This is a genomic window from Microbacterium croceum, from assembly GCF_023091245.1.
GTDB classification, from domain to species: domain Bacteria; phylum Actinomycetota; class Actinomycetes; order Actinomycetales; family Microbacteriaceae; genus Microbacterium; species Microbacterium croceum.
Map to the genome: position 1 here is coordinate 170,081 of NZ_JAHWXN010000001.1, position 22,887 is coordinate 192,967.

Annotated in this window: 23 protein-coding genes, 1 pseudogene and 1 riboswitch; of the genes and pseudogenes, 10 read left to right on the top strand and 14 right to left on the bottom strand. The window is 69.8% G+C overall.

Going from position 1 to position 22,887, the window contains the following annotated elements; all coding sequences use genetic code 11:
• Positions 1-2: 2 nt before the first annotated feature.
• Together KZC51_RS00730 and KZC51_RS00735 are read left to right on the top strand one after the other, a co-directional pair.
• Positions 3-950 carry a carbohydrate ABC transporter permease gene (locus KZC51_RS00730; protein WP_247628109.1) on the top strand — a complete coding sequence of 316 codons (948 nt, stop codon included), beginning with the start codon at positions 3-5 and terminating at the stop codon, positions 948-950.
• On the top strand, positions 947-1,852 hold the full coding sequence (locus KZC51_RS00735) for a carbohydrate ABC transporter permease (RefSeq protein WP_247628110.1): 906 nt from the start codon (positions 947-949) through the stop codon (positions 1,850-1,852). Before KZC51_RS00730 ends, KZC51_RS00735 begins: the two co-directional genes overlap by 4 nt.
• Positions 1,853-1,918: 66 nt before the next feature.
• Here KZC51_RS00735 and KZC51_RS00740 read toward each other — a convergent pair whose 3' ends face one another.
• The 3 genes from KZC51_RS00740 to KZC51_RS00750 form a co-directional block, all read right to left on the bottom strand.
• The gene (locus KZC51_RS00740; RefSeq protein WP_247628111.1) at positions 1,919-2,932 is read right to left on the bottom strand and encodes an aldo/keto reductase family protein; all 1,014 of its coding nucleotides are present in this window, start codon (positions 2,930-2,932) and stop codon (positions 1,919-1,921) included.
• 53 nt (positions 2,933-2,985) lie between these two features.
• Entirely contained in the window at positions 2,986-3,477 is a 492-nt protein-coding gene (locus KZC51_RS00745) for a hypothetical protein (protein ID WP_247628112.1), read from the bottom strand.
• A 78-nt stretch (positions 3,478-3,555) separates the two neighbouring features.
• On the bottom strand, positions 3,556-5,046 hold the full coding sequence (locus KZC51_RS00750; protein ID WP_247628113.1) for an aminotransferase-like domain-containing protein: 1,491 nt from the start codon (positions 5,044-5,046) through the stop codon (positions 3,556-3,558).
• 19 nt (positions 5,047-5,065) lie between these two features.
• On the opposite strand from KZC51_RS00750, the gene KZC51_RS00755 reads away from it, so the two are divergent.
• Complete coding sequence (locus KZC51_RS00755) at positions 5,066-5,383, top strand: hypothetical protein (RefSeq protein ID WP_247628114.1); 318 nt, start codon at positions 5,066-5,068, stop codon at positions 5,381-5,383.
• A 96-nt stretch (positions 5,384-5,479) separates the two neighbouring features.
• Here the strand turns inward: KZC51_RS00755 and KZC51_RS00760 are convergent, their stop codons facing one another.
• Together KZC51_RS00760 and KZC51_RS00765 are read right to left on the bottom strand one after the other, a co-directional pair.
• Complete coding sequence (locus KZC51_RS00760) at positions 5,480-7,102, bottom strand: DUF4407 domain-containing protein (RefSeq protein WP_247628115.1); 1,623 nt, start codon at positions 7,100-7,102, stop codon at positions 5,480-5,482.
• A gap of 227 nt (positions 7,103-7,329) precedes the next feature.
• Positions 7,330-7,899 carry a TetR/AcrR family transcriptional regulator gene (locus KZC51_RS00765; protein ID WP_247628116.1) on the bottom strand — a complete coding sequence of 190 codons (570 nt, stop codon included), beginning with the start codon at positions 7,897-7,899 and terminating at the stop codon, positions 7,330-7,332.
• Between the two features lie 65 nt (positions 7,900-7,964).
• Between KZC51_RS00765 and KZC51_RS00770 the strand changes: the two genes are divergently transcribed.
• Positions 7,965-8,525 carry an NAD(P)H-dependent oxidoreductase gene (locus tag KZC51_RS00770; protein WP_247628117.1) on the top strand — a complete coding sequence of 187 codons (561 nt, stop codon included), beginning with the start codon at positions 7,965-7,967 and terminating at the stop codon, positions 8,523-8,525.
• A gap of 18 nt (positions 8,526-8,543) precedes the next feature.
• Here KZC51_RS00770 and KZC51_RS00775 read toward each other — a convergent pair whose 3' ends face one another.
• Genes KZC51_RS00775 through KZC51_RS00785 form a run of 3 tightly spaced genes read right to left on the bottom strand, consistent with a single transcriptional unit; the run spans position 8,544 to position 11,244 of the window.
• Complete coding sequence (locus KZC51_RS00775; RefSeq protein WP_247628118.1) at positions 8,544-9,611, bottom strand: alpha/beta fold hydrolase; 1,068 nt, start codon at positions 9,609-9,611, stop codon at positions 8,544-8,546.
• Entirely contained in the window at positions 9,608-10,477 is an 870-nt protein-coding gene (locus tag KZC51_RS00780) for an alpha/beta fold hydrolase (RefSeq protein ID WP_247628119.1), read from the bottom strand. Before KZC51_RS00780 ends, KZC51_RS00775 begins: the two co-directional genes overlap by 4 nt.
• Positions 10,474-11,244, bottom strand: coding sequence for a 3-hydroxybutyrate dehydrogenase (locus KZC51_RS00785; protein ID WP_247628120.1), 771 nt, complete (start codon positions 11,242-11,244; stop codon positions 10,474-10,476). Before KZC51_RS00785 ends, KZC51_RS00780 begins: the two co-directional genes overlap by 4 nt.
• Positions 11,245-11,336: 92 nt before the next feature.
• Here KZC51_RS00785 and KZC51_RS00790 point away from each other — a divergent pair, with 92 nt between their 5' ends.
• On the top strand, positions 11,337-12,245 hold the full coding sequence (locus KZC51_RS00790) for a LysR family transcriptional regulator (RefSeq protein WP_247630564.1): 909 nt from the start codon (positions 11,337-11,339) through the stop codon (positions 12,243-12,245).
• 16 nt (positions 12,246-12,261) lie between these two features.
• Here the strand turns inward: KZC51_RS00790 and rlmN are convergent, their stop codons facing one another.
• A complete protein-coding gene (gene rlmN, locus KZC51_RS00795; RefSeq protein ID WP_247628121.1) occupies positions 12,262-13,521 on the bottom strand; it encodes a dual-specificity RNA methyltransferase RlmN in 1,260 nt (419 codons plus the stop codon).
• Between the two features lie 71 nt (positions 13,522-13,592).
• Here rlmN and KZC51_RS00800 point away from each other — a divergent pair, with 71 nt between their 5' ends.
• The 3 genes from KZC51_RS00800 (at position 13,593) to KZC51_RS00810 (ending at position 15,637) form a co-directional block, all read left to right on the top strand.
• Positions 13,593-14,150 carry a ribosomal L7/L12 family protein gene (locus tag KZC51_RS00800; RefSeq protein ID WP_247628122.1) on the top strand — a complete coding sequence of 186 codons (558 nt, stop codon included), beginning with the start codon at positions 13,593-13,595 and terminating at the stop codon, positions 14,148-14,150.
• Between the two features lie 81 nt (positions 14,151-14,231).
• A complete protein-coding gene (locus KZC51_RS00805; RefSeq protein ID WP_247628123.1) occupies positions 14,232-14,870 on the top strand; it encodes a bifunctional 4-hydroxy-2-oxoglutarate aldolase/2-dehydro-3-deoxy-phosphogluconate aldolase in 639 nt (212 codons plus the stop codon).
• Between the two features lie 17 nt (positions 14,871-14,887).
• Positions 14,888-15,637, top strand: coding sequence for a sulfite exporter TauE/SafE family protein (locus KZC51_RS00810; protein WP_247628124.1), 750 nt, complete (start codon positions 14,888-14,890; stop codon positions 15,635-15,637).
• A 7-nt stretch (positions 15,638-15,644) separates the two neighbouring features.
• On the opposite strand, the gene KZC51_RS00815 is transcribed toward KZC51_RS00810, so the two are convergent.
• Entirely contained in the window at positions 15,645-16,475 is an 831-nt protein-coding gene (locus KZC51_RS00815) for an SDR family oxidoreductase (protein WP_247628125.1), read from the bottom strand.
• 47 nt (positions 16,476-16,522) lie between these two features.
• Positions 16,523-17,281, bottom strand: a complete 759-nt coding sequence (locus tag KZC51_RS00820) for an SDR family NAD(P)-dependent oxidoreductase (protein WP_247628126.1) — start codon at positions 17,279-17,281, stop codon at positions 16,523-16,525.
• Between the two features lie 172 nt (positions 17,282-17,453).
• Between KZC51_RS00820 and KZC51_RS00825 the strand changes: the two are divergent.
• A pseudogene (locus tag KZC51_RS00825) lies at positions 17,454-18,178 on the top strand (phosphotransferase).
• 11 nt (positions 18,179-18,189) lie between these two features.
• Here the strand turns inward: KZC51_RS00825 and KZC51_RS00830 are convergent.
• The 3 genes from KZC51_RS00830 to KZC51_RS00840 all read right to left on the bottom strand — a co-directional run bounded on the left by KZC51_RS00830 (position 18,190) and on the right by KZC51_RS00840 (position 21,076).
• On the bottom strand, positions 18,190-18,969 hold the full coding sequence (locus KZC51_RS00830; protein WP_247628127.1) for an energy-coupling factor transporter transmembrane component T family protein: 780 nt from the start codon (positions 18,967-18,969) through the stop codon (positions 18,190-18,192).
• On the bottom strand, positions 18,966-20,417 hold the full coding sequence (locus KZC51_RS00835) for an ABC transporter ATP-binding protein (RefSeq protein WP_247628128.1): 1,452 nt from the start codon (positions 20,415-20,417) through the stop codon (positions 18,966-18,968). Before KZC51_RS00835 ends, KZC51_RS00830 begins: the two co-directional genes overlap by 4 nt.
• Positions 20,418-20,419: 2 nt before the next feature.
• Complete coding sequence (locus KZC51_RS00840) at positions 20,420-21,076, bottom strand: ECF transporter S component (RefSeq protein ID WP_247628129.1); 657 nt, start codon at positions 21,074-21,076, stop codon at positions 20,420-20,422.
• A riboswitch (TPP riboswitch) is annotated at positions 21,067-21,178 on the bottom strand. Its footprint overlaps the gene before it by 10 nt.
• 81 nt (positions 21,179-21,259) lie before the next feature.
• Here KZC51_RS00840 and KZC51_RS17795 point away from each other — a divergent pair.
• Positions 21,260-22,885, top strand: coding sequence for a D-alanyl-D-alanine carboxypeptidase family protein (locus tag KZC51_RS17795; protein WP_247628130.1), 1,626 nt, complete (start codon positions 21,260-21,262; stop codon positions 22,883-22,885).
• Positions 22,886-22,887 lie beyond the last annotated feature (2 nt).

Here is a 22,887-nt window from a genome sequence, read left to right on the forward strand (position 1 = left end):
CCGTGGCATCCGCACTTCGTGAAGGGGGCTCCGTCGGCACGTCCGGCGGAGCCCCCCGCGGCCCGCGCCGCCGGCCGTTCCGCGGACGTCACGCGCTGACGCTGCTGGCCTTCATGGCCCCGGCGATCGTGTTCGTGTGCTGGTTCACGTACTGGCCGATGCTGCAGGGCGCCCGCATGGCGTTCCACGACTGGAACCTGTGGGACCTCACGTCGACCCCGTTCGTGGGGTTCGACAACTTCGTGGCCGTGTTCCAGGACCCCGCCTTCCCGGTCGTGGCGTGGAACTCGATCCTCTGGGTGGTCGGCTCGCTCGTGCCGCAACTGGTGATCGGGTTCCTGATCGCCCTGGCCCTGCGCAAGCGGTTCCGCTTCCGCGGGCTCTACCAGGCGCTCGTGTTCTTCCCGTGGGCGGTGTCGGGCTTCCTGATCGGGATGCTGTTCCGCTGGATGTTCAACGCCGAGTTCGGTGTGGTCAACGACCTGCTGATGAAGGTCGGGCTGATCGACGCACCGCTGCCCTGGCTGGCGGATCCGAAGCTCGCGATGTTCGCGGTGATCGTGGCGAACATCTGGTACGGCGTGACGTTCTTCGCGATCATGATCCTCGCAGCTCTCCAGTCCGTGCCGGACGAGATGCTCGAGGCGGCGAGCCTCGACGGCGCAGGCAAGGCGCGCCAGCTGTTCTCGATCATCATCCCGTACATCTCCGTGACGCTCCTGCTCACGGTGCTGCTGCGCGTGATCTGGATCTTCAACTTCCCCGACATCATCTACGCGATGACAGGCGGCGGACCGGCCAACCAGACCCACATCATCACGACGTGGATGATCAACTACACCCAGCAGGGCAACTACGGCATTGCGAGCGCGATCGGCCTCATCGTGGTCGCCTTCCTGTTCGTGTTCTGCGCGTTCTACCTGATGGCGATGCGGAGGGCGCAGCGATGACGATCACCGGAACCACCGTCACGGAGACACGACGTCTGACCGTCCCCGATCTGGCCAGGGCCCCTCGCCCGAAGCGGAAGTTCACCGTGGGCGGTGTGGTGCGCGTCGTGGGTCTCGGTCTCTGGCTCGTCATCACGCTGTTCCCGCTGTATTGGATCGCCCTGACCTCGTTCAAGTCGCCCGGAACGATCAACAGCTTCCCGCTCGAGTACTGGCCGAGCGAGCCGTCACTCGAGAACTACGTCAGCCTGTTCCAGCAGAGCTCCTTCGGGGTGTTCCTGGGCAACTCGGCGCTGGTCGCGATCGTCGCCGGCGCCGTGGCGACGCTGATCGCCCTGCTGAGCGCGTACGTGATCGCCCGCTTCGAGTTCCGCGGAAAGGGGGCGGTGCTGATCGCCTTCCTGCTGACGCAGATGATCCCGGCGTTCATCGCGCTCGGACCGCTGTACTCGATGATGACCGACCTCGGGCTCGTCGACACCAAGCCGGGTCTGATCCTGGTCTACATCGCGGTCTGCATCCCGTTCTCGACCGTGATGCTGCGGGGCTTCTTCGAGAACGTGCCCGACGCGCTGGAGGAGGCCGCCATGATCGACGGATGCTCCCGCCTCGGCGCGCTGTTCCGGGTGCTGGTGCCGGTCATGACCCCTGGCATCATCGCGGCGTTCATCTTCAACTTCGTCAACTGCTGGAACGAGCTGTTCCTGTCGGTCGTGTTGATGAACACCGATGCGAACCGCACCGTGCCGTCGGCGCTGAACGGGTTCATCTCGACCTTCAACATCGACTGGGGCTCCATGAGCGCCGCCGCCGTGCTGACGATCCTGCCGACGATGGTGATGTTCGCGCTCGCGAGCCGCTGGATCGTGCAGGGGCTGACCGCAGGCGCCGTGAAGGAGTAAGACGGCCGCACCGCGCAGCAAGAAGGCCGCCGTTCCGAGGAACGGCGGCCTTCTTCGTGAGAGCCCTCAGACCAGGCGCGACTTCGGCGAGGTCGAGTACGTGGCCTCGGCGTCGCGGTTGACCGTGTCGCCCAGTGCCGCGTCGATCGCGGCCAGGGTGTCGGCGTCGAGCTTGACGCCCGAGGCCTTGACGGTCTCGGCGAGCTGCTCCGGACGGGATGCTCCGACCAGTGCGGCGGCGACGTTCGGGTTCTGCAGCACCCACGCGATCGCGAGCTGCGGCATCGACAGCCCCGCCTCGTCGGCGATGGGCTTCAGGCGCTGCACGGCGGTGAGGATGTCGTCCTGCAGGAAGCTCTTGATGAAGTCGGCGCCGCTGTGCGGGTCGGTCGCGCGCGAGCCCTCCGGCACCGGCTGGCCGGGGAGGTACTTGCCGCTGAGCACGCCCTGTGCCATCGGCGACCAGACGATCTGCGAGATGCCGAGCTCCTCGGAGGCCGGCACGACCTTGCCCTCGATCACGCGCCACAGCATCGAGTACTGGGGCTGGTTCGAGATGAGCTGGATGCCGAGCTGCTTCGCCAGCGCGTGCCCCTCGCGCAGCTGCTCCGCGGTCCACTCCGAGACACCGATGTAGAGCGCCTTGCCCTGGCGGACGATGTCGGCGAAGGCCTGGAACGTCTCCTCGAGCGGGGTCTCGTAGTCGAAGCGGTGCGCCTGGTACAGGTCGACGTAGTCGGTGCCGAGGCGGGAGAGAGAGCCGTTGATCGACTCGAGGATGTGCTTGCGGCTCAGGCCGGTGTCGTTGGGGCCCTTGGCACCGGTCGGGAAGTAGACCTTCGTGAAGATCTCCAGGCCCTCACGGCGCTGGCCGGCGAGGGCCTTGCCGAGCACGACCTCGGCGGCAGTGTTCGCGTAGGTGTCGGCGGTGTCGAACGTGGTGATGCCCGCGTCGAGCGCTGCGTGGACCGTCTTGACGGCGGCGTCGTCGCCGACCTGAGAGGCGTGCGTGACCCAGTTGCCGTAGGTGATCTCCGAGACCTTGAGGCCGCTGTTTCCGAGATAGCGATAGTTGACCATGGTCCAACGCTAGTCGGTGCCATGGACACCGAGGCCGGAATCCGTGACCGGTCTCAGGCGAGTGCCGGCGCGGCAGGAGAGCGGAGGGCGATGACGACCGCGCCGATGACCGCGACCAGCAGCGACAGCGCACTGGTCAGGTGGAGCACGAGGGCCCAGTGCGAGGCGTCGGCGCCGCTGATCATGAAGGTGTCGGCGAGTGCCATCCCCGGCCCGAAGGAGGCGACGAAGTACGCCGGTGTTCCCCCGGTCAGCACCGCGAGGAAGGCCATCGCCGTGACGAGCGGACGTGACTTCTGCCGGATCGCGACCGCTGCCACGCCGATCGCGAGCACGACGCCCGCACCGAGGATGCCGAGGACCATCGACGGACCGAGCGACTCCCCCTCGTCCGACATGCGCGCGTGGATCTCGTCGAGCGTGAGTCCCGGAGCGGCGGCGAGGGGATTCAGCACGAGGATCTGCACGGCCGCGAACGCTGCGTACAGCGTCACCGCCGCCACCCCCGCGAGTGCCACCCACACGGTCTGTCGACGTCGACTCATGCCCACACCTTAGACACGCTCGCTGAGAGGTCACGACACGCCGCGCCCCACCCCTCCGGCGCGGCGTGTCGTGACTCCTCAGGAGAGAGCATCCCGATACTCCCGCCACGCGGCGCCGAGGCGGCGGATACCCTCGGCGAGCACGTCGTCCGGAGCCGTGAACGGGATGCGGATGTGGTCGTCGGGCGACGCGGATGCGGCGAACGCCGCGCTCCCCGCGATCGAGACGCCGTGGGTCGCCGCGACCCGCACCAGCGCGGCAGACGAGCCGACCGGCAGCGCGACCCACAGCGACAGCCCACCGCGCGGAGGGTCGTAGCGCCAGTCCGGGAGGTGCTCCGCCATCAGCTGTTCCAGCAGGCGCAGCCGCTCCTGGTGGACTCTACTGTTCTCCCTGCGCAGATCGTCGGCGCGGGCAATGAGGTCGAGCGCGATCAGCTGCCCCGGCACGCTCGTGGACTGGTCGGCGAGCTGCCGAGCGCCGCGCAGCCGCCGCACGAGCACGGGGTCGGCCCGCAGCCAGCCGATCCGCAGCCCCGCCCATGCCCACTTCGACACGGACTCGACAACGATCACCGGGGCGTCCGCCCGCTCGGCGGCGAGTGTGGGCGGCACGACGCCGTCGAAGGAGATGCCCGCGACCACCCGGTCCTCGATCACCGGCACTCCGTACTGCGCGGCAAGCGTGGCGAGGCGGTGACGAGCGGCGGCGGGCAGACGTGTGCCCGTGGGGTTCTGATGGTGCGGGTTGACCGCGATGAGCACGGGGCGCAGCCGCGCGATGGCGACCTCGAGCGCGTCGACATCCAGGCCGTCCGCCCCCATCGGGATGCCGTGCACGGTGCCGCCGCGCAGCCCGACCGAATCCGTGACTCCCGGCCAGGTGACCTCCTCGGCGAGCACGACATCGCCGGGTCCCACCAGCGCGTTGACCACGAGGCTGATCGCCTGCTGCGCGCCGTGCGTCACCAGGATCTGCTCCGGTGTGGTGGGGGTGCCCTCGGCGCGGTACATGTCGGCGATCAGTTCGCGCAGCACGGGGAGCCCCGCTGGGTCGGTCTCGGGCAGCAGTGCCAGATCGAGCCGGGGCTGATGGTCGCGGATCAGCTGCACCGCGAGCGCGGGGATCTGCGGCACCGTGCGCAGCAGGTCGATCGCGTTGGGCAGCGCCGAGAACAGGGCCTCGCCGCGGCCGGGGCGCTGTGCGGACGATGCAGGTCCCGTGGTCCCGGCGATGCGCGTGCCGCTGCCCTGCCGCCGCTCGACCAGACCGTTCTCGGCCAGCTCGGCATAGGCGGCGACCACGGTGCCGCGTGAGACCGAGCTCGCCGCGGCGAGTGCTCGCTCTGCGGGCAGCCGGTCTCCCGGCCGCAGCTCACCCCCGGCGATGAGGTCGGCGATCCCGCGGGACAGCCGCGCCGCGAGTGTGCCGTCGCCGTGCGTCCAGCGTCCGAGGCGCACCGACAGCCCCTCCGACGTGACCTCCCCGGCCCGCACCAGTACGACCGAGCCATCCGTGGTCGATCGATGATCCACTGGCCGCACATTGGCCCTGCCATCCGTGCTCATGAGACCTGATTCTGGACCAATGGACACCTTCCTCGCCAACGAATCCCCCGATCTTGGACCAATCGACCTCGATTGGACCATTGCTGAGCTCGTCGAATGGCTCAGCGATGACGTCCGCCAGCACGACGCGGCGCTGCACCAGCCGCTCACCCGCATCGAGGCCGCCGTCACCGGGTCGCGTTGGGGAGGCACCTCGTCGACGATCGCGTTGATCCGGTCGCTCGTGGACGCGGTCCGCGCCGACCCAGCGCTTCGCGCCGTCCGGATCCACGATCTCGACCGGCAGGAACCTCAGGACACGTCGGCACTGCCCGAGCGGATCCCTCAGCTCGCCTGACCCGCCCGCTACTCCGGTGAGGAGTCGAGACACGCCGCGCGTCGAGCATCCGCTGCGGCATGTCTTGACCCCTCACGCGCCGAGATACGCTCCGGATCAGACGGCCGGCTGGACCAGCTGCTCCTGCTCCTCGAGCGTCTGCGCCTGTGCCCGCTTCTCCGCACGCTCGCGCTCGGCGGCCTCCCGGCGCTCCGCACGCGTCTGAGGCTCGCCCGAGCCGGCATCCGCCTGCATCTCCTGCGATTGCGAGGTCACGATGGCCGCGCGGTCGCGGAAGCCTTCCGCGGTGACCTTGTCGAGTGCGACCTGCTTGCGGATGGCTGCGGCCTTTTCATACAGGCTCGGGTCGCCGTAGCTCGTGAGCACCTTCACCAGCACGGGCAGCAGTTCGATCATGAAGAACAGCGCCGCGATCAGGATGTGCGCCCACAGGATCGTCGACTCCTTCTCACTGAGCCGGTTCAGTCCGCTGATCTGGCTGAGCAGTCCGATTGCTCCGGCGTTGCCCTGCGCGACGGCATCCGCCCTGGCGTTGTACGCAGCGAGCGCCTGGTCGTAGGTGTCGCGCGCAGCCGGCAGCTGCGCCTTCGCCTGCTCACGGTTCTGCGACTCGGACGAGCTGGTGTTCGCCTTGGCCGCGGTCCCGGCGGCGGCGAGCTCCTCGTTGGCGGTGCGCAGCTGGGCGGCCAGCGCGTCGTAGGTCTGCTGCGCTTCGGCGAGCTGGGCCTTCGCGGCGTCCGAGCTCGCGCCCTCGCCATTGACGCCGGTGCAGCCGGGGACGGTGCCGGCGCCTTCTCCGGTGAGCTCGCACTGATAGAGCGTGCGGGCCTGGTCGATGACCTCCTGCTGTGCCGTCATCTTCGCGGTGACGTCGTCGACCGTGGCCTGTGCGGCCGCTTCGGTCGCCGACGACGAGTCGGTGCCGGCGACGATGCCGGTCGCGGCCTGGTTCTCCAGCTCGGCGACGCGGGCGGTCGCGGCGTCCAGCGCGATCTTCTCGGGGCCGCTCTCGAGCGCCTCCTGGTCGGACTGCGCCTGCGTGATGTTGGTCGAGGCCACCTCGCGCGCGATGTCGTTGTGGAAGATCTGCAGCACCAGCGGCTCGGCGACCACGAAGCCGATGATCGCGGCCATGATCACTCGCGGGATCGCGAGACCGATGAGGCGCCAGACGTTCCTGGTCGAGCTCATGGTCGAGGTCAGGAAGCGGTCGAGGTTGAAGATGATCAGCGCCCACACGATCGCGAGCGGCACGGCCAGCCACATCGCGGCCTGCACCCCGGTCGTCAGGGCGAACAGCATCGAGATCGCCGAGACCAGCGCGGTGCCAGCCAGCACGAAGAACATCTGCACGAAGCGCGGCGTCTCGCCGGGCACGCGGTCGAGGATCTCGCCCTCCGCTCCGCCGAGGATCGCGAGGGTCCTGGCGCGGGATCCCGGCGTGCGCGGCTTCCGCACGCGACGAGCGCGCGGCTGACGCGGCTTGCGTCCGCCGGGCGCTTCCTCATCGGGTCCCTGCGCCTGTCGAAGGGCGGACTCCTCAGCCGGGGTCACGTCGGACGGCTCGGAGACCGGAGTCTCCCTGGTCTGATCCTCGGCGCCGGTGGGCTCGAACTCGCGCAGGAAGTCGAGGTCATCCGTGTCGGCGTTCGGGTCGCTGTCGAGGATGATCCGACCCTGCGAGTCGAAGCGACCCGGTCGGTGGGCGGAATAGGGCATCAGACCAATGTAGGGAAGCATCCCTGTGCATCCGTTGGAAGAGTCCTGCGACCGCTCTCAGGTTTCTCCCTACCCGCTTCTTCCTCCCACCCCTTGTCGAGACCCATCATGCACGCCCACACCCACCGCACGTGACGTCGGGATCGATGGGCCTCGGCGGGAGTGATGGGTCTCGGTAGGCATGCGCACTCCGCGATGCCCGTCGAGCCATCGCGACGGGAGGATGCTCACACTCCCAGCAGTCGGTCCACCGTCGAGGCGTGCGCTGCGAGAGCGTCGTCGAGCGTGAAGTGGCCGGCCGCGGCCAGCGTGCCCAGGCCGTGGATCAGTCCCCACAGCGAGACCACGTCGCCGGGGCGGTCGAGCCCCGCCGCGACGGCCGCCTCGGCGAGCACAGACTCGAGCCCCTCGATCAGCGGCGCCATGGTCACGGTCGGCGAACCCGGCACGCACACGGTCGGGTCGTAGACCGCGTCGAAGGCATGCGGATGCTCCACGGCGAAGCGGATGTACGCGGAGCCCCCGTCGATCAACAGCTCCCTGGGAGTCTTCGACTCGGATGCCGCGGCCCGCACCTGCGCGAGGAGATCGGCCATGCTGCGTTCGGCGATCGCCTTGAGCAGACCGAGCCGGTCGGCGAAGTGGTGGTACGGCGCGTTGTGGCTCACGTTCGCGGCTCTGGCGACTTCGCGCAGGCTGATGTCGGCTGCCGGCATCCGCTCCAGCAGCTGCATCGCGGCGTCCTCCAGCGCCCGGGCGAGGTCGCCGTGGTGGTAGCCGTCCTTCGAACTTGACATGCGCAACATCCTCTCTTATCTTGACAGTGTCCACCTACTTGACAGTGTCCAGATTGGAATCCCGCATGTCCGCCCTCGTGATCGACGGCCATCCCGACGCCCGCTCCCTGACCGCCGCACTCGCACAGCGCTATGCCGAGGGGCACGGCGACGCCCGCGTGCTCGCGCTGCGGGATCTCGACTTCGATCCGCACCTGCGCTTCGGCTACCGCGAGCGGATGACGCTCGAACCCGACCTCGTCGACGCCAAGCGCGCGCTCAGCGAGGCCGACACGGTCGTGGTCGCGACGCCGCTGTGGTGGGGATCTGTGCCCGCGGTGCTGAAAGGCTTCTTCGATCGAGCTCTGCTCCCCCAGCAGGAGTACCGCTACACGAAGCTCGGCCTCCCGGAGGGACTGCTGCCGGCACGGCGCGGACGCCTGCTCCTGCTCGCCGACACCCCGTGGTTCGCCGTGCCCTTCACCGGCCTGCCCGCGCAGACCCAGGTCGCTCGCAACACCATGCGCCTCTGCGGCATCCGCTCCGTGCGCACGCATCGGATGCTCGGGGTCAAGGCGGCCGCGGAACCCACCGTCACCCGGTGGCTCGACCGCGCCGAACGCCTCGGCGCCTCCGACTCACGCTGAACTCTGGAGGCCCCGCCCTCACACCCCGAGGTGCGCCGCCAGCTCGCGATCGAAGGTCTGCGGCTCGTCGAGGTGCGGCGCGTGCCCGGCCTCGGGGAGCGCGACCTCGCGGTACGTGCCGCCGGCAGCGGCGTAGCGGTCGAGCACGGCGCGCGTCTGCGTGACCATGGGCTGCGGGGGCGCGACATCGGCACCAGGCCACCCCGGGATCACTCCGAGCAGCCCCAGCTGGTTGAGGTCGAAGAACGAGGCATCCGACACGATCGCGTCCTTCTCCCCACGCACCCAGAGGATCGGCGGCTTCACGGCGAGGTCGACGATGCCCGAGAGGTCGAGGTACTGCGGGGCCATCGTGTTGAGCACCCCTCGGGTGCCGGCGGCGAATCCCGGCCAGTTCTCCGAGGCCACACCGTCGCCCGGGTAGTTGTCGACGCCGGTCTTGGTGGTGAGCATCGACGCCACCCAGGCGTCTTCGTTCGCCGCCTGCCGCTCGGGCTGCGCGACGTAGGCGGTGCGATACACCGTGCGCGGCGAGGTCTGCTCGTCTGCTGTGGTGTCGCCACCCGCGAGCCGCGCCACGAAGTCGGGGTTCGCACCACCGCCACCCGTGCCGGCACCGTCGGCATTGTTGCGCACACCGTCGGCTCCGTGCGTACCACCGAAGCCGTATGGCGACACCGGCGACTCGAGTGTCAGCGACCGCACGCGTTCGGGAGCATCGAGCGCCACCTGCAGCACGACGCCGCCGCCCATGCTCCATCCCACGAGATGCACCGCGTCGAGGCCGAGCGCGTCGAGCACGGCCCGCACGTCGTCGGCGAAGTCGCGCAGCCCACGCGTGGCATCCACCGGCTTGGTCTCGCTGTCGCCGAATCCGCGCAGGTCGATCGCAAGCGCCCGCACGTCATCCGGCAGTGCGAGCATCGTCGGCTGGTAGAAGTGCGACGACGAGACGTTGCCGTGCACGAACACCACGGTGGCGGTCGGCGCCCCGGGGTCGGCCGCCGCGCGCTCCAGCACGTTCGCGGTGTAGCGGGCGGTCTCGATGCGGTGGGCATGGATGCCGTCGAACAGGGCAGTGGTCATGTCGACTCCTTCGTCGGGATCTCGGGTGCGGATGTGATCGCGGCCGCCGCGACCCGGGAAGCGCCCCGGTCGGCGAACAGGATCGTGTAGTGGTTCACGTCGTCGACCTCGACGATCGCGAGCTGGGGTACCAGCGCGCGGAAGGTCTCGAGAGCACCGACGGGATACAGCGGCTCGGCGTCGATCAGGCCGCGCGGGGCGCGCAGCACGGTCACCGGCATCCGCAGCGAGCCGAGAGCGTCGAGGTACCAGCCGGGTCCGTAGAGCTCGGCCCCGTCCTGGAGCATCGCGCTGGCCACGGTGGAGGGCCTACGGTGCGGCGCCTCGCCGTCGAGGTCGTAGCGTGCGTAGGCCTCGACCGCGGGCGACCAGTCCCGCACGAACGCCGGATGCTGTCGCCAGAAATCGAGGTAGGCCTCGTCGTCGGCGAACTCCATCGACAGGCGCTGGGCAGCAGGGCCCAGCAGCGCGGCGACGTCGAGGTCTTCGGCACTGGTCGCGCCCGCCGGCAGCGCCAGGGGGAACCCGCCGTCGACCAGCACCAGTCGGGCGACGAGGTCGGGGCGCGCGACGGCCAGAGCGACCGCGACGAACGCGCCCATGGAGTGCCCGAGCACGATACGCGCGCCGCCACCGTCGGCATCGAGCACCGCGGCGAGGTCGAGCGCGTGCCGCCGGAGTCCGTAGGGTCCGGGAAGACCGTTGCTGCGACCGCGCCCACGCAGGTCCGGCGCGAGCAGACGACGCTGCGGCAGGTGCGCGGCGACCCGCTGCCACGAGAGGCCGTTCGCCGTGATGCCGTGGATCGCCAGCAGCGCCGGCCCGGCATCCGCGAGTCCGAAGGCCGAGACCGCGAGCCCGTTCATCGCGCGCTCCATCCGCCGTCCATCGCGTACGAGGCCCCGGTCACCGAGGCGGCGGTGTCGCCGCAGAGCCAGAGCGCGAGATCCGCGACCTCTCCCGGTTCCAGCAGTCGCTTGATGGCGGACTCGACGAGCATGACCTTCTCGATCACCTCGGACTCGGGGATGCCGTGCACGCGCGCCTGGTCGGCGATCTGCTTCTCGACCAGCGGCGTGCGCACATACCCGGGGTTGAGGCAGTTGCTGGTGACGCCGTGCACCGCGCCCTCCAGGGCGGTGACCTTCGAGAGGCCCTCGAGCGCGTGCTTGGCGGTCACGTAGGCGGACTTGAACTCGCTCGCGCGGATGCCGTGCACCGAGCTGATGTTCACGATGCGCCCCCAGCCGCGGGCGTACATGCCCGGCAGCACCGCCCTGGTGAGCAGGAAGGGTGCGGTGACCATGATGTCGAGCATCCGGCGGAAGACCAGCGGGTCGAAGTCGACGATCGGCGCGACGGTCTGGATGCCGGCGTTGTTGACCAGGATGTCCGCGTCGAACGTGCCGGCGGCGAGGGCGTCGAGGTCGCCGAGGTCGATCACCAGGGCTTCTCCGCCGATCGACGCGGCCACGCGCGCAGCGCCGTCGGCGTCGCGATCCGCGACCAGCACGTGCGCACCCGCTTCCGCGAACGACATGGCGCACGCGGCACCGATCCCACTGGCCGCTCCCGTGATGAGAGCGGTCCTGCCCTTCAGATCCGTGCCGCGTGCGGTCGCCGACAGCGTCATCGTCTGTGCACCTGTGCCGTCGCCATGAGGGGAGAGTAGTTCAGCTTCCAGCACAGGCGCCAGGGTGGCGGATATGCAAAACTGCAGATGTGATGGCGCATTTCCCCGCACCGCCGCTGAGCGCGGATGACCTCCTGGTGCTCCTCGCGGTCGCGCGCACCGGCCGCTACACGACCGCCGGCCAGCAGCTGGGGCTCAACCACACCACGATCGCCCGACGCATCGCCGCGCTCGAGGCGCAGCTGGGTGGGCGGGTGCTCTCGCGCGAAGACGGCGGATGGGAGCTGACCCCGCTCGGCACCCGCGCCCTCGCCGCGGCGGAGAGCGTGGAGCGGGCGCTCGACGGCCTCGACGCCCGCGACGACGAGCGCGTGGCAGGGCTCATCCGCCTCTCAGCGACCGACGGCTTCAGCGGATTCGTCGCCGCACCGGCGATGGCGGAGCTGCAGGAGCGGCATCCCGATGTGCGCCTAGAGATCATCACCGGCACGCGGCAGGCCTCGCAGCAGCGCACCGGAGCCGACCTCGAGGTCGTGGTGGGCCGCCCGCAGGTGCGTCGCGCCCGCGCCGTGCATCTCGCCGACTACGCGCTGGGGCTGTATGCGAGCCGCGACTATCTGCGCCGGCATCCGACGCCGCAGACGCTCGACGATCTCACCGGCAAGCCCCTCGTGTACTTCATCGAATCGATGCTGCACGTCGACTCGCTCGACGATGCGCGTCGCGCCGTGCCGGGGATGACGGATGCCGTCGCCAGCACCAACGTGTACGTGCACGTGGATGCGACCCGCGGCGGCGCCGGGTTCGGACTGCTCCCCGCGTTCCTCGCCGATCCGCACGACGACCTCGTGCGGCTGCTGCCCGATCTCGTCGCGCAGCGTCTGCCGTACTGGCTGGTCGCTCGCCCGGAGGCGCTGCGTCAGCCCGCGGTCGCCGCGTTCCTGGAGGCGCTCGATCGCCGACTGCAGGCGGTGCGCCCCCAGCTTCTCGGCGAGCGCTGAGTCCGGCGCCCTGCGCTCAGGCCGTCGCGGCCGAGGCGGCCTCGTCCTCGGTGGTCGCGACGAGCTGCCCGCAGGCCCCGTCGATCTCCTTGCCTCGGGTGTCGCGCAAGGTCGTCGGGATGCCGGCGTCGTTGAGCCGACGCACGAACTCGTTGGTGACATCCTTCTCGGATGCCGTCCAGATCGATCCGGGCGTCGGGTTCAGCGGGATCGGGTTCACATGCACCCAGCCGCGGCCGCGCTCGTTGAGCTTCTCGGCGAGCAGGTCGGCGCGCCACGCGTGATCGTTCATGTCCTTGATCAGCGCGTACTCGATCGAGACGCGGCGACCGGTCTTCTCGTAGTAGTACCGGGCGGCGTCGAGGGCCTCGTCGACCTTCCAGCGCGAGTTCACCGGGATGAGCTCATCGCGCAGATGGTCGTCGGGGGCATGCAGCGACAGTGCGAAGGTCACAGGGATGCCCTCGTCCGCGAGCTTCTTGATCGCGGGCACCAGGCCCACGGTCGAGACCGTGATGCCGCGGGCGCTCATGCCCAGGCCGTCGGGCTGCGGCGCGACCATGATGCGCACCGCGTCCATGACGCGCTTGTAGTTGGCGAGCGGCTCCCCCATGCCCATGAAGACGATATTGGAGACACGTTCCGGTGTCTGACCCGGTCCCTGAGCCTGTCGAAGGGTCTTGCCGCCGAGGCCGCCCTCGGCGATCAGCCGGTTCGCACGCACGATCTGCTCGACGATCTCGGCGGTCGACATGTTGCGCGTCAGGCCGGCCTGACCGGTGGCGCAGAACGGGCAGTTCATGCCGCAGCCCGCCTGGCTCGACACGCACAGCGTGATGCGGCCGGGGTAGCGCATGAGCACGGACTCGACCAGCGCGCCGTCGTGCAGGCGCCACAGGAACTTGATGGTGTCGCCACGGTCGGTCTCGAGGCGCCGCACCTCGGTGAGCAGCGGCGGCAGCATCCCGGCGACGAGCTGCTCGCGGGTGTCGGCCGGGAGGTCGGTCATCTGCTCGGGGTCCGACGTGTAGTGACGGAAGTAATGGGTCGACAGCTGCTTGGCGCGGAAGCCGGGCAACCCGAGCTCCTTGACCTTCTCGACGCGCTCGGCGGGCGTGAGGTCGGCCAGGTGCACCGGCGGCTTGCCGCGCTTGGGGCTGGCGAACTGCAGGAGCGGACGCCCTTCGGCATCCTTCTGCTGGGTCCATCCCTCCGTCGCCGGGCGCACCTGCGGCGTGGCGGGACCCGTGGAACGGATGCGAGTGGGCTCAGTCATACCTTCCAGGGTACGGGGTTCCGCATGGGAGGGCCCTGGGGCAGCGGGTCCCGTCTCCGTAGACTGACGCCATGGACATCGTCTGGGTCGTCGGGATCGTCATCGCGCTGATCGTGGTCGTGATCATCCTGAACGCCGCATTCAAGGGAATGCGGCCGAAGGCGCCGCAGGCTCAGGTGTACACGCCGACCGCCGCGACGCCGCGTTCAGCTCCCGCAACCTCTGCGATGTCGACCGTCTCCGGCCTCACCCCGCCCGTGATCGCCGAGATCGATCGACTGGTGGCCGCGGGGCAGAAGATCAATGCCATAAAGATGCTGCGCGACCACTCCGGCCTCGGTCTGAAGGATGCGAAGGACCGCATCGAGCACTGGTCGGTCAGCACCACCGCGCCCCACCTCGCCGCCGTCTCGAACGCCGGCGCCGCGTACTCCTCGATCACCCCGGCGGCGGCCACCCCCTCGTCGGTGCGCGCAGCGCTCCCGGCATCCGTGGTGGCGGAGATCGACAGGCTGGTCGCCGAAGGCCAGCCGATCGTCGCGATCAAGCTGGTGCGCGAGCACACGGGCCTGGGGCTGAAGGAGTCCAAGAACGTGATCGACGCCTGGGGCCCGCACCGCATCCGCTGAACGACTCGCGAGATCGCGCAACTTGTAATGACAGGTTAGGGTCAGGGAGAATGGACCTTGCCCACCCTGTGAAGGAGCTCCATGTCTGATCGTCTCGACCGCGCCCGCACCACCGGCATTCTCGCGGTGCTCCGCGCGCCCTCCCCCGAGCTCGCGCTCGAGGCATCCGAGGCGATCATCCGCGGCGGCGTCACCGGCATCGAGGTCACCTTCTCGACCCCCGACGCCCCCGCCGTGATCCGCGAGCTCATCGCCCGCCACGGCGACGCGGCCTACATCGGCGCGGGTACCGTGACGACGCCGGAGCAGGCCGCTCTCGCCGCCGACGCCGGAGCCGAGTTCCTGGTCAGCCCCGGCACGCTCCCCGCCCTCACCCGGTCGATGCTCGACACCGGTCGTGTCGTGATGACCGGGGCGATGACCCCCACCGAGGTCATGGGCGCGCTCGAGCTCGGCGTCGACGTCGTGAAGATCTTCCCGGCGTCCCTCGGCGGCCCGTCGTACCTCGGCGCGCTGCGCGGCCCGTTCCCCGACGCTCCCCTCATGCCGACCGGCGGCGTGAGCCCCGACAACCTCGCCGCCTGGTTCGCTGCCGGTGCCGTGGCGGTGGGTGCAGGCGGCGACCTGGCGAACGGCGCATCGATCACAGCCTCCGACTGGACAGACATCGAGCAGCGCGCGGCTCGCTTCACCGCTGCGCTCGCCGCCACACGCGGCTGACCCATGACCCTGCACCCGTGATCGGGCTCGAGCCCTGGGCCTGGGCGGCACTCGCCCTCGCCGCGGTGACGATCGGCATCTCCAAGACCGCCCTGCCCGGCGGCAGCATCCTGGCGATCGCGCTGTTCGCGACCGTGCTGCCCGCGCGCACCTCCACGGCCGCGATGCTGCTCCTGCTGATCGTCGGCGATGTGTTCGCGCTCATCACCTACCGGCGTCATGCGCACTGGCCGACCCTGCTGCGCCTGGCGCCCGCCGTCATCGCGGGGCTGATCGCGGGATTCGCGTTCCTGGCCCTCGCCGGCGACGGCATCGTCCGCCGCGCGATCGGCGTGATCCTGCTGCTGATGATCGCGGTCACGCTGTGGCGCCGGTGGCGGCAGAATCGCACGGAAGTGGCCGCTCCCGCGCCCGGTGGCCTGGTGCTCTCCGGCGTCTACGGCACGCTCGGCGGCTTCACCACGATGGTCGCGAACGCGGGCGGCCCCGTGATGTCGATGTACTTCCTCGCCACTCGCACTCCGGTGCAGGTGTTCCTGGGCACCTCGGCCTGGTTCTTCGCGATCATCAACCTGATCAAGGTGCCGTTCCTGGCGGGCCTCGGTCTCTTCGAGGGACACGTACTGCTGATGGATGCCGTGCTGGCCCCGCTCGTGGTCATCGGCGCGCTCGCCGGCATCCGCCTGGCCCGGCGCATGGATCAGCGCCTGTTCGACCGCATCGTGATCGCCCTGACCATCGCGGGCGCGCTGTATCTGCTGTTCTGAGCGCCCCTCAGTCCAGGAAGATGTCGGGGAACAGCGCGCTGTCCGGTGTGCCGGGGATCGCGGCGTACCCCGAGAAGTCCGTCACTCCCTCGGCCTCGAGCACGTCCTCCACGATCAGCGTCTGCCCGGTGTACTCGCGCGCCGGCTTGCACAGCACCGCGTAGGCGGCATCCGCGTAGATGTCGGGAGTGCGGCTCGCGGCCATGACCTTGTCGCCGCCGAGCAGGTTCTGCACCGCCGCGGTGGCGATCGTGGTGCGCGGCCACAGCGTGTTCGCCGCGATGCCGTCGCGCGCGAACTCTGCGGCGAGGCCCAACGTGGCCATCGTCATCCCGAACTTCGCAAGCGTGTAGCCGGTGTGCGCACCGAGCCACTTCGGCGTGGGGTTCAGCGGCGGCGAGAGCGAGAGGATGTGCGGGTTCTCGGCATCCTTGAGGATCGGCACCGCGGCGCGCGAGAGCATGAACGTCCCGCGCACGTTGACGTCCTGCATGAGGTCGTACTTCTTCGCGCCGAGTTCGAGCGAACGCGAGAGGTCGATCACACTGGCGTTGTTGATGACGATGTCGATGCCGCCGAACTCGCCCTGCGTCTTCAGCACCGCTTCGGTGATGTCGTCGTCGTCGCGCACATCGCCCACGATCGGCAGGGCGTGGCCTCCCGCGGCGCGGATCTGGTCGGCCGCCGTGTGGATCGTGCCCTCGAGCTTCGGATGCGGGGTGTCGGTCTTCGCGAGCATCGCGATGTTCGCGCCGTCTGCCGCGGCACGCAACGCGATCGCGAGCCCGATGCCGCGGCTGCCGCCTGACATCAGGATGGTCTTGCCTGCAAGGGACATGGGTTCTCCTGGGTTCTCGATCGCGAAAGGGAAGGGCGGCCGCGGGGTCAGCGCGGTGCCATGCGGATGGCGCCGTCGAGGCGGATGGTCTCGCCGTTGAGATAGCCGTTCTCGACGATCTGCTGCACGAGCGCGGCGTACTCGTCGGGGCGGCCGAGCCGCGACGGGAAGGGGACCTGCTGACCCAGGGAGTCCTGCGCGGCCTGCGGGAGCCCCATCAGCATCGGCGTCTCCATGATGCCGGGAGCGATCGTGCAGACCCGGATGCCGTAGCGGGCGAGCTCGCGCGCCACGGGGAGGGTCATGGCGTGCACGCCGCCCTTGGAGGCGGAGTAGGCGGGCTGGCCGATCTGGCCGTCGAACGCGGCGACGCTCGCGGTGTTCACGATGACGCCGCGCTCCTCGTCGTGCAGCTCGCTCTTCGCGATCACGGCAGAGGCCTGTGAGATGACGTTGAACGTGCCGACGAGGTTGATGCGGATCACGCGTTCGAAGTCGGCGAGCACCGCAGGATTGCCCTCGCGGTCGAGCACCTTGGCCGGTGGGGCGATCCCTGCGCAGTTCACGACGATGCGCAGCGGCGCGGCGGCCTGCGCGGTGGCGACAGCGGCCTGGACCTCGTCGACGCTGGTCACGTCCGCCGCGACGAAGAGCCCACCGAGCTCGTCCGCGATCTCGGCACCCCTCGACGAGGCGAGGTCGATGATCGTGACGTGTCCGCCGGCCGCGACGATCCGCCTGGCGGTGGCCAGCCCGAGCCCGGAGGCGCCTCCGGTGATGAGCGCGCCTTGACCGCTGATCTGCATCGTGTTCTCCCTTGAACGTCGTCGGCTGCTCTGTCCGAGGATAGTCGCGCGACGCAGTCTCAGCCAACGTGAACCTGAGTGGCAGATGCCCGTGCGGCCCCGTTCCGGGTGTGCACGGCTTCGGAGACCGGTGGACGACACTGTGAGAGGAGCGGGCTGCCAGGATGGGGCCATGAGCATCCCCGCCCACGACATCGCCGTGCCGCACCGCGTGCGCGAGCTCGCCGCCGGCGCCGCCCTGACGCCGGTCTGGCGGAACGGCATCGGCGGGCTGACGTTCCGCACCGATGACGGGCGCTACATCAAGTGGGGCCCGCTCGACCTCGAGGCGTCCATGCGGGATGAAGCCGAGCGGATGGACTGGGCACGGCGCTGGATCGCCACCCCCGAGGTGATCGCGCAGGGACAGGACGACGCGCACGAGTGGCTCGTGACGGTCGCGATCGATGCGCGCAGCGCGGTCGACCCGCGCTGGGCCGCCGAACCGGAGACCGCAGTGCGAGCGGTCGGCGTCGGCCTTCGCGCGCTCCACGATGCACTGCCGGTGGCCGAGTGCCCCTGGGAGTGGGGCACGCACCAGCGGATCGCCGACGCAGCCCAGCGCGGCACGATCGTGGCCGACGACCTGCACGATGCGCCGTCGATCGACCGGCTGGTGGTGTGCCACGGCGACGCCTGCATGCCGAACACGCTGCTCGACGACGCCGGCCGCCCCGTCGGGTTCGTCGATCTCGCCGCCCTCGGCACCGCGGACCGCTGGCCGACATCGCCGTCGCCTCGATGAGCACGGCCTGGAACTTCGGACCGGGCTGGGAGGACACCCTGATCGAGGCCTATGGGGTCGCACCCGATCGCGAACGGCTCGCGTACTACCGGCGGCTCTGGAACGAGACCTGAGCGGGCGCTCCTCAGCTCCAGACGAAGCGGAAGGTTCCCACGACGATCGCGGCCGTGAGCGCGAGCCCCATGATCGCGACTCCCCCGAGCAGGGCGACGGCGTCGCGCGGATGCAGTCGCGACGGCCGCGACCACGTGCGCGGGATGCCGGAGCCGAAGCCGCGCGCCTCCATCGCCAGCGCCAGCTTCGAGCCGCGGCGCACCGCGAACACCAGCAGCACGAACGCCATCGAGAAGAACCGGCGCAGCACCCCGCGGTCGCCCACGCCGCGCGCTCGGCGCGCCAGGCTCATGGTGCGCCAGTCATCGAGGAAGAGTCCCAGCATCCGGGTGCCGGCGAGGATGCCGAGCACGAAGCGGCTCGGCAGCTTCGCGACCTGAGCGAGGGCATCCGCGAGCTGGGTGGGGTCGGTACCGCCGAACAGCAGGATCGTGGGCAACCCGAGCGCGATCACACGCAGGCTGACCGCGATCGCCAGCGTGATCGAATCGTCGCTGATGGTCGCGAACCCGAACGTGAAGTAGATGTGCCCGGCCGGCTCGGCGTAGAGCAGCATGCTGATACCGGCGATCGGCGCGAAGATCACGATCGGCAGCAGCCGTTTCAGCACCGTGCGCAACCGCAGCCCGGTCAGCGGGAGGCAGAGCAGCTGCAGTGCGATCGCGGCCAGAGCGCTCGTGACGTCGATCGACGCGAACAGCGGCACCGACAGCAGCACCGCGAGCACCAGCTTGGTCACGGGGTTCACGCCGTCGAGCCAGACGGTCCGCGTACTCTCGGCGATGGTCATGAGGCCGCCGCCAGCTCGATGCGATGCCCGCCCAGGTGCCGGACCACGGCGTCATCATGAGTGACCGCGATGACCGATCGACCACGTGCGATCTCCTCCTGCAGCAGCGCGACGAGCGAGATCCAGCCGCGTCGGTCCTGCCCGAACGTCGGCTCGTCGAGCACGATCACCTCCGGTGCTCCCGCGAGCACGGTCGCCACCGACAGCCTTCGTTTCTGACCGCCCGAAAGGGTGAACGGGTTGGCGAGGGCGAGCGGGGCGAGCCCCAACCGCTCCAGCAGCTCGTCGACGACGGCATCGGTGCGCGTCTGGTCCCAGCCGAGCGCGCGCGGACAGACCGCGAGCTCATCCCGCAGGGTCTGCGCGAGGAACTGATGCTCCGGCTCCTGGAACACCATGCCGATGCGGGTGAGCAGTTCGCGCGATGTCCAGCGGATCGGACGCACTCCGCGACGCCCTGCGAGCTCGGGGGCGGCGCGCACCTCCCCCGCCTGCTCGGGGATGAGACCAGCGAGAGTCAGCGCCAGCGTGGACTTGCCCGCACCGTTGGGCCCGGTGATCACCGTCGCGTTGGCACGCGGCACGTGCAGCTCGAGCCCCGACTGCACCACGACGCGCGGTTCGCGCGCGACCGCGAGACCGGATGCCGTGAGCACATCGGATGCTGCCACCTGTTCGAGCACGGGAAGGTCGATGCCCCGGTCGGGCACCCAGACTCCGGCATCCGCCAGCACGGCGCCGTGCTCGGCGAACACCCGCTCGGGCGCACCGTCCGCGAGCAGACCACCGTCGGCGGCGAGCACGATGACCCGCGTCATCAGATCGACCCAGATGGGGGTGCGATGCTCCACCACGATCAGCGTCGCCCCGCTCGCGGAGACGGCCCGTTCCACACTCGCGCGCACCTCGCGCACACCCTCGGGGTCGAGGTTCGCGGTCGGCTCGTCGAGCAGTAGCAGGCCGGGGCGCATCGCCAGCACGCCGGCCAGTACCAGCCGTTGCTTCTGTCCGCCCGACAGCGCCTTGGTCGGTCGCTGCAGCGGCACATCGAGCCCGACGGCGTCCAGCGCCTCGGCCACGCGGACGGGGATGTCGGATGCGGGGACGCCGAGGTTCTCACACCCGAATGCCACGTCGTCGCCGACCTTCGACAGCACGATCCCGGCATCCGGATCCTGCAGCACCAGACCCACCTGTCCTCGACGGGACTCGGGCGCGGCGCCATCCACGCGGAGCGAACCGGTGCGCTCGCCTTCGTCGTCGTCGCCGAGCACACCCGCGAGGCCTGCGAGCAGCGTGGACTTGCCCGCGCCGGAGGCACCGAGCAGCAGCACCCTCTCGCCCGGCTCGATCGTGAAGCTCACGTCGGCGACCGCCGGCCGCTTGCGCCCGGCGTAACGCCACCCCCAGCCCGCAGCCTGCACGCGGGCCGGGGCGGCGAAGGTCACGCTCAGACCTCGCGCACGTGCTCTCGCCCGGCGGCGAAGCGGCTGAGGGCACCGGTGACCGCGAGGGCGCGCACGAGCAACCAACCGACGACACCGGCCAGGATCGCACCCGACACCACGACGCTGACCAGGTAGATCGTGTTGAACTCGAGGGACTTCAGAATGTTCGGTGAGCTTCCATAGAACAGCTCGAACACCCAGGCGGCGACGGCAGCGCCGACACCCGCGAGCGCTGCGACCGCGATGCCGAAACGGCGGTACAAGAACAGCGCGAAGATGATCTCCGCGCCCAGTCCCTGCACGAGCCCGGAGAGAACCGTCGAGATGCCCCAGACGTTACCGATCAACATCGACACGATCGCGGCGACCAGCTCGACCACCAGGGCGGCGCCGGGCTTGCGGATCACGAGACCGCCCACCACGCCGCCGAGCAGCCAGATGCCGACGGCGATGCCGCCGAGACCGGGGGTCAGCGCATCGGCCGCGCCGAACCAGGCGTAGCCGATCGTGTTCCAGCCCCAGAAGACGAGGCCGATCGCGACACCGAGGACCGCGGCGACGACGATGTCGACGACGCGCCAGCGCCAGACCGGGGCGCGACGAAGATCCTTCGAGGCAGCGGATGACTGCTGTGCGGATGTGGACGTGGACGTACTCATCTGAACTCCTCCCTGCGCTGGCATGACCCAGATCAGGTTCGACGGTCGAAGCGCGATTCGCTCCCTCTCAGCCCGGCTCGCCGGACTCCCGTGGTTGTGTCTCCGATCCTACCCAGTCGTGCAGGGCCGTGTCTCCCGGTTGCGCGGCCGCGAATCGGTCGATGAATTCGGTAGCTTAGGCAAGTGACCGCTTCTGATCCTGCCGAGGCCACCGACACAGCTGCCCCCGGCGACGCCACCGCCGGCGACGATTCCCCGGCAGTCGCGCCCGAGACCCCGGCAGTCGCGCCCGATTCCCCGGCAGTCGCGCCCGAGACCGCGGCGCCGGAAGAGGCGGAAGCCGTGGAGAGCGACGACGAGACAGTGATCCCTCCGGAACCCCTCGCGGAAGACTCCCCCGCCGACGGAGCGGAAAGCCCCGAGTCCCTGAGGCCCGCTGCCGTGCGGTGGGCCGATGAGGAGACGCACGCCACAGCTCTGACGTGGGTCGACGCCGAGACCGTCGCCGGCAGCTCTCCGGCTCCGACCTTCGACCAGGTCTCCGACGTCGACCCCGGCGTCGCACTGATGCGCGGGGCGAAGCTCCGTCCGGCGATCGCACGCCCTGGACTGCTGGTACCGCTGGGCGTGCTGGCCGGTCTCCTCGCGACCTACGTGGGAGGCGCTCTGATGTGGCCATTGCACGAGGTCGCGCCGACAGTGGAGTCCGTGGAGTTCGCCACGGTGCCAGCCCCGGCAGCAGCAGTGAGTTGGCCGGCGCAGGGCAGCGCCGCCGTGGGAATCGGCGGGATGGCGACGTCGGCCTCGATGGCCGACCCGGTGAGCATCGCCAGCATCACCAAAGTCGTCAGCAGCCTGATGGTGCTCGACCGGATGCCGCTGGCTCTGGGGGAGCAAGGCCCGGAGTTCTCCTTCACCTACCGCGACAGCCTCGACTACTGGTCGTACCGGCAGTCCGACCAGTCCGCGCTCGACGTCCCGGTCGGCGGAGTGCTCACCGAGTATCAGCTTCTCCAGGGGACGTTGCTGGGGTCAGCGAACAACTACATCGACCGTCTCGCATCGGAGATCTGGGGATCCGATCGGGCTTTCGCCGAGGCCGCGACGGTCTGGCTGCGCGACCGCGGGCTCTCCGGCATCACCGTCGTGACGCCGTCCGGATTCGACGAACGCAACGTCTCCACACCGGAGGCTCTCGTCGCCCTGGGTGAGTATGCGATGAAGAACCCGGTCTTCGCCCAGATCGTCGGGACGAAGTCGGTGGACCTTCCCGGAGCCGGCACTGTCGAGAACACGAACGGGATGCTCGTCGACCCCGGCGTGGTCGGGATCAAGACCGGCACCCTGGTCGGATGGAATCTGCTGACCGCCAAGGACATCACCGTCGGCGACACGACCGTTCATCTCTTCGCCGCCGTGCTCACGCAAGACGACGACGCGCAACGCCTCGCCGCGACACGCAGCCTGTTCGCCGAGACCGAGGCCGCCTTGCAGGCTCAGGCACCCGCCGTCCCTCAGGGCACCGCCGTCGGCGAAGTCCGCACGGTGTGGGGCGAGAGGATCGATGTGATCACCGATGCCGATGCTGACGTCATCCTCTGGAACGGCGCAGCGGCGCAGGCTACTCCTGACTTCGCGCTGAACTCGGAGTGGGGCGCCGGGGAACAGATCGGTACCCTCACCACGGCGGGACCGCTCAACTCGACCACCACGCCCTTGGTGCTCGCCGATGACATCGAGGGCCCGAGCCCCTGGTGGCGACTGACCCATCCGATCGAGTTGCTGGGTCTCGACACCGCCCGGAACTGACT

Excerpts from the sequence above, each read along its gene's own strand:
- KZC51_RS00735 (WP_247628110.1), top strand. The coding sequence starts at position 947 with ATGACGATCACCGGAACCACCGTCACGGAGACACGACGTCTGACCGTC.
- KZC51_RS00740 (WP_247628111.1), bottom strand. The coding sequence starts at position 2,932 with ATGGTCAACTATCGCTATCTCGGAAACAGCGGCCTCAAGGTCTCGGAG.
- KZC51_RS00745 (WP_247628112.1), bottom strand. The coding sequence starts at position 3,477 with ATGAGTCGACGTCGACAGACCGTGTGGGTGGCACTCGCGGGGGTGGCG.
- KZC51_RS00750 (WP_247628113.1), bottom strand. The coding sequence starts at position 5,046 with ATGAGCACGGATGGCAGGGCCAATGTGCGGCCAGTGGATCATCGATCG.
- KZC51_RS00755 (WP_247628114.1), top strand. The coding sequence starts at position 5,066 with ATGGACACCTTCCTCGCCAACGAATCCCCCGATCTTGGACCAATCGAC.
- KZC51_RS00760 (WP_247628115.1), bottom strand. The coding sequence starts at position 7,102 with ATGCCCTATTCCGCCCACCGACCGGGTCGCTTCGACTCGCAGGGTCGG.
- KZC51_RS00765 (WP_247628116.1), bottom strand. The coding sequence starts at position 7,899 with ATGTCAAGTTCGAAGGACGGCTACCACCACGGCGACCTCGCCCGGGCG.
- KZC51_RS00770 (WP_247628117.1), top strand. The coding sequence starts at position 7,965 with ATGTCCGCCCTCGTGATCGACGGCCATCCCGACGCCCGCTCCCTGACC.
- KZC51_RS00775 (WP_247628118.1), bottom strand. The coding sequence starts at position 9,611 with ATGACCACTGCCCTGTTCGACGGCATCCATGCCCACCGCATCGAGACC.
- KZC51_RS00780 (WP_247628119.1), bottom strand. The coding sequence starts at position 10,477 with ATGAACGGGCTCGCGGTCTCGGCCTTCGGACTCGCGGATGCCGGGCCG.
- KZC51_RS00785 (WP_247628120.1), bottom strand. The coding sequence starts at position 11,244 with ATGACGCTGTCGGCGACCGCACGCGGCACGGATCTGAAGGGCAGGACC.
- KZC51_RS00790 (WP_247630564.1), top strand. The coding sequence starts at position 11,337 with ATGGCGCATTTCCCCGCACCGCCGCTGAGCGCGGATGACCTCCTGGTG.
- rlmN (WP_247628121.1), bottom strand. The coding sequence starts at position 13,521 with ATGACTGAGCCCACTCGCATCCGTTCCACGGGTCCCGCCACGCCGCAG.
- KZC51_RS00800 (WP_247628122.1), top strand. The coding sequence starts at position 13,593 with ATGGACATCGTCTGGGTCGTCGGGATCGTCATCGCGCTGATCGTGGTC.
- KZC51_RS00805 (WP_247628123.1), top strand. The coding sequence starts at position 14,232 with ATGTCTGATCGTCTCGACCGCGCCCGCACCACCGGCATTCTCGCGGTG.
- KZC51_RS00815 (WP_247628125.1), bottom strand. The coding sequence starts at position 16,475 with ATGTCCCTTGCAGGCAAGACCATCCTGATGTCAGGCGGCAGCCGCGGC.
- KZC51_RS00820 (WP_247628126.1), bottom strand. The coding sequence starts at position 17,281 with ATGCAGATCAGCGGTCAAGGCGCGCTCATCACCGGAGGCGCCTCCGGG.
- KZC51_RS00830 (WP_247628127.1), bottom strand. The coding sequence starts at position 18,969 with ATGACCATCGCCGAGAGTACGCGGACCGTCTGGCTCGACGGCGTGAAC.
- KZC51_RS00840 (WP_247628129.1), bottom strand. The coding sequence starts at position 21,076 with ATGAGTACGTCCACGTCCACATCCGCACAGCAGTCATCCGCTGCCTCG.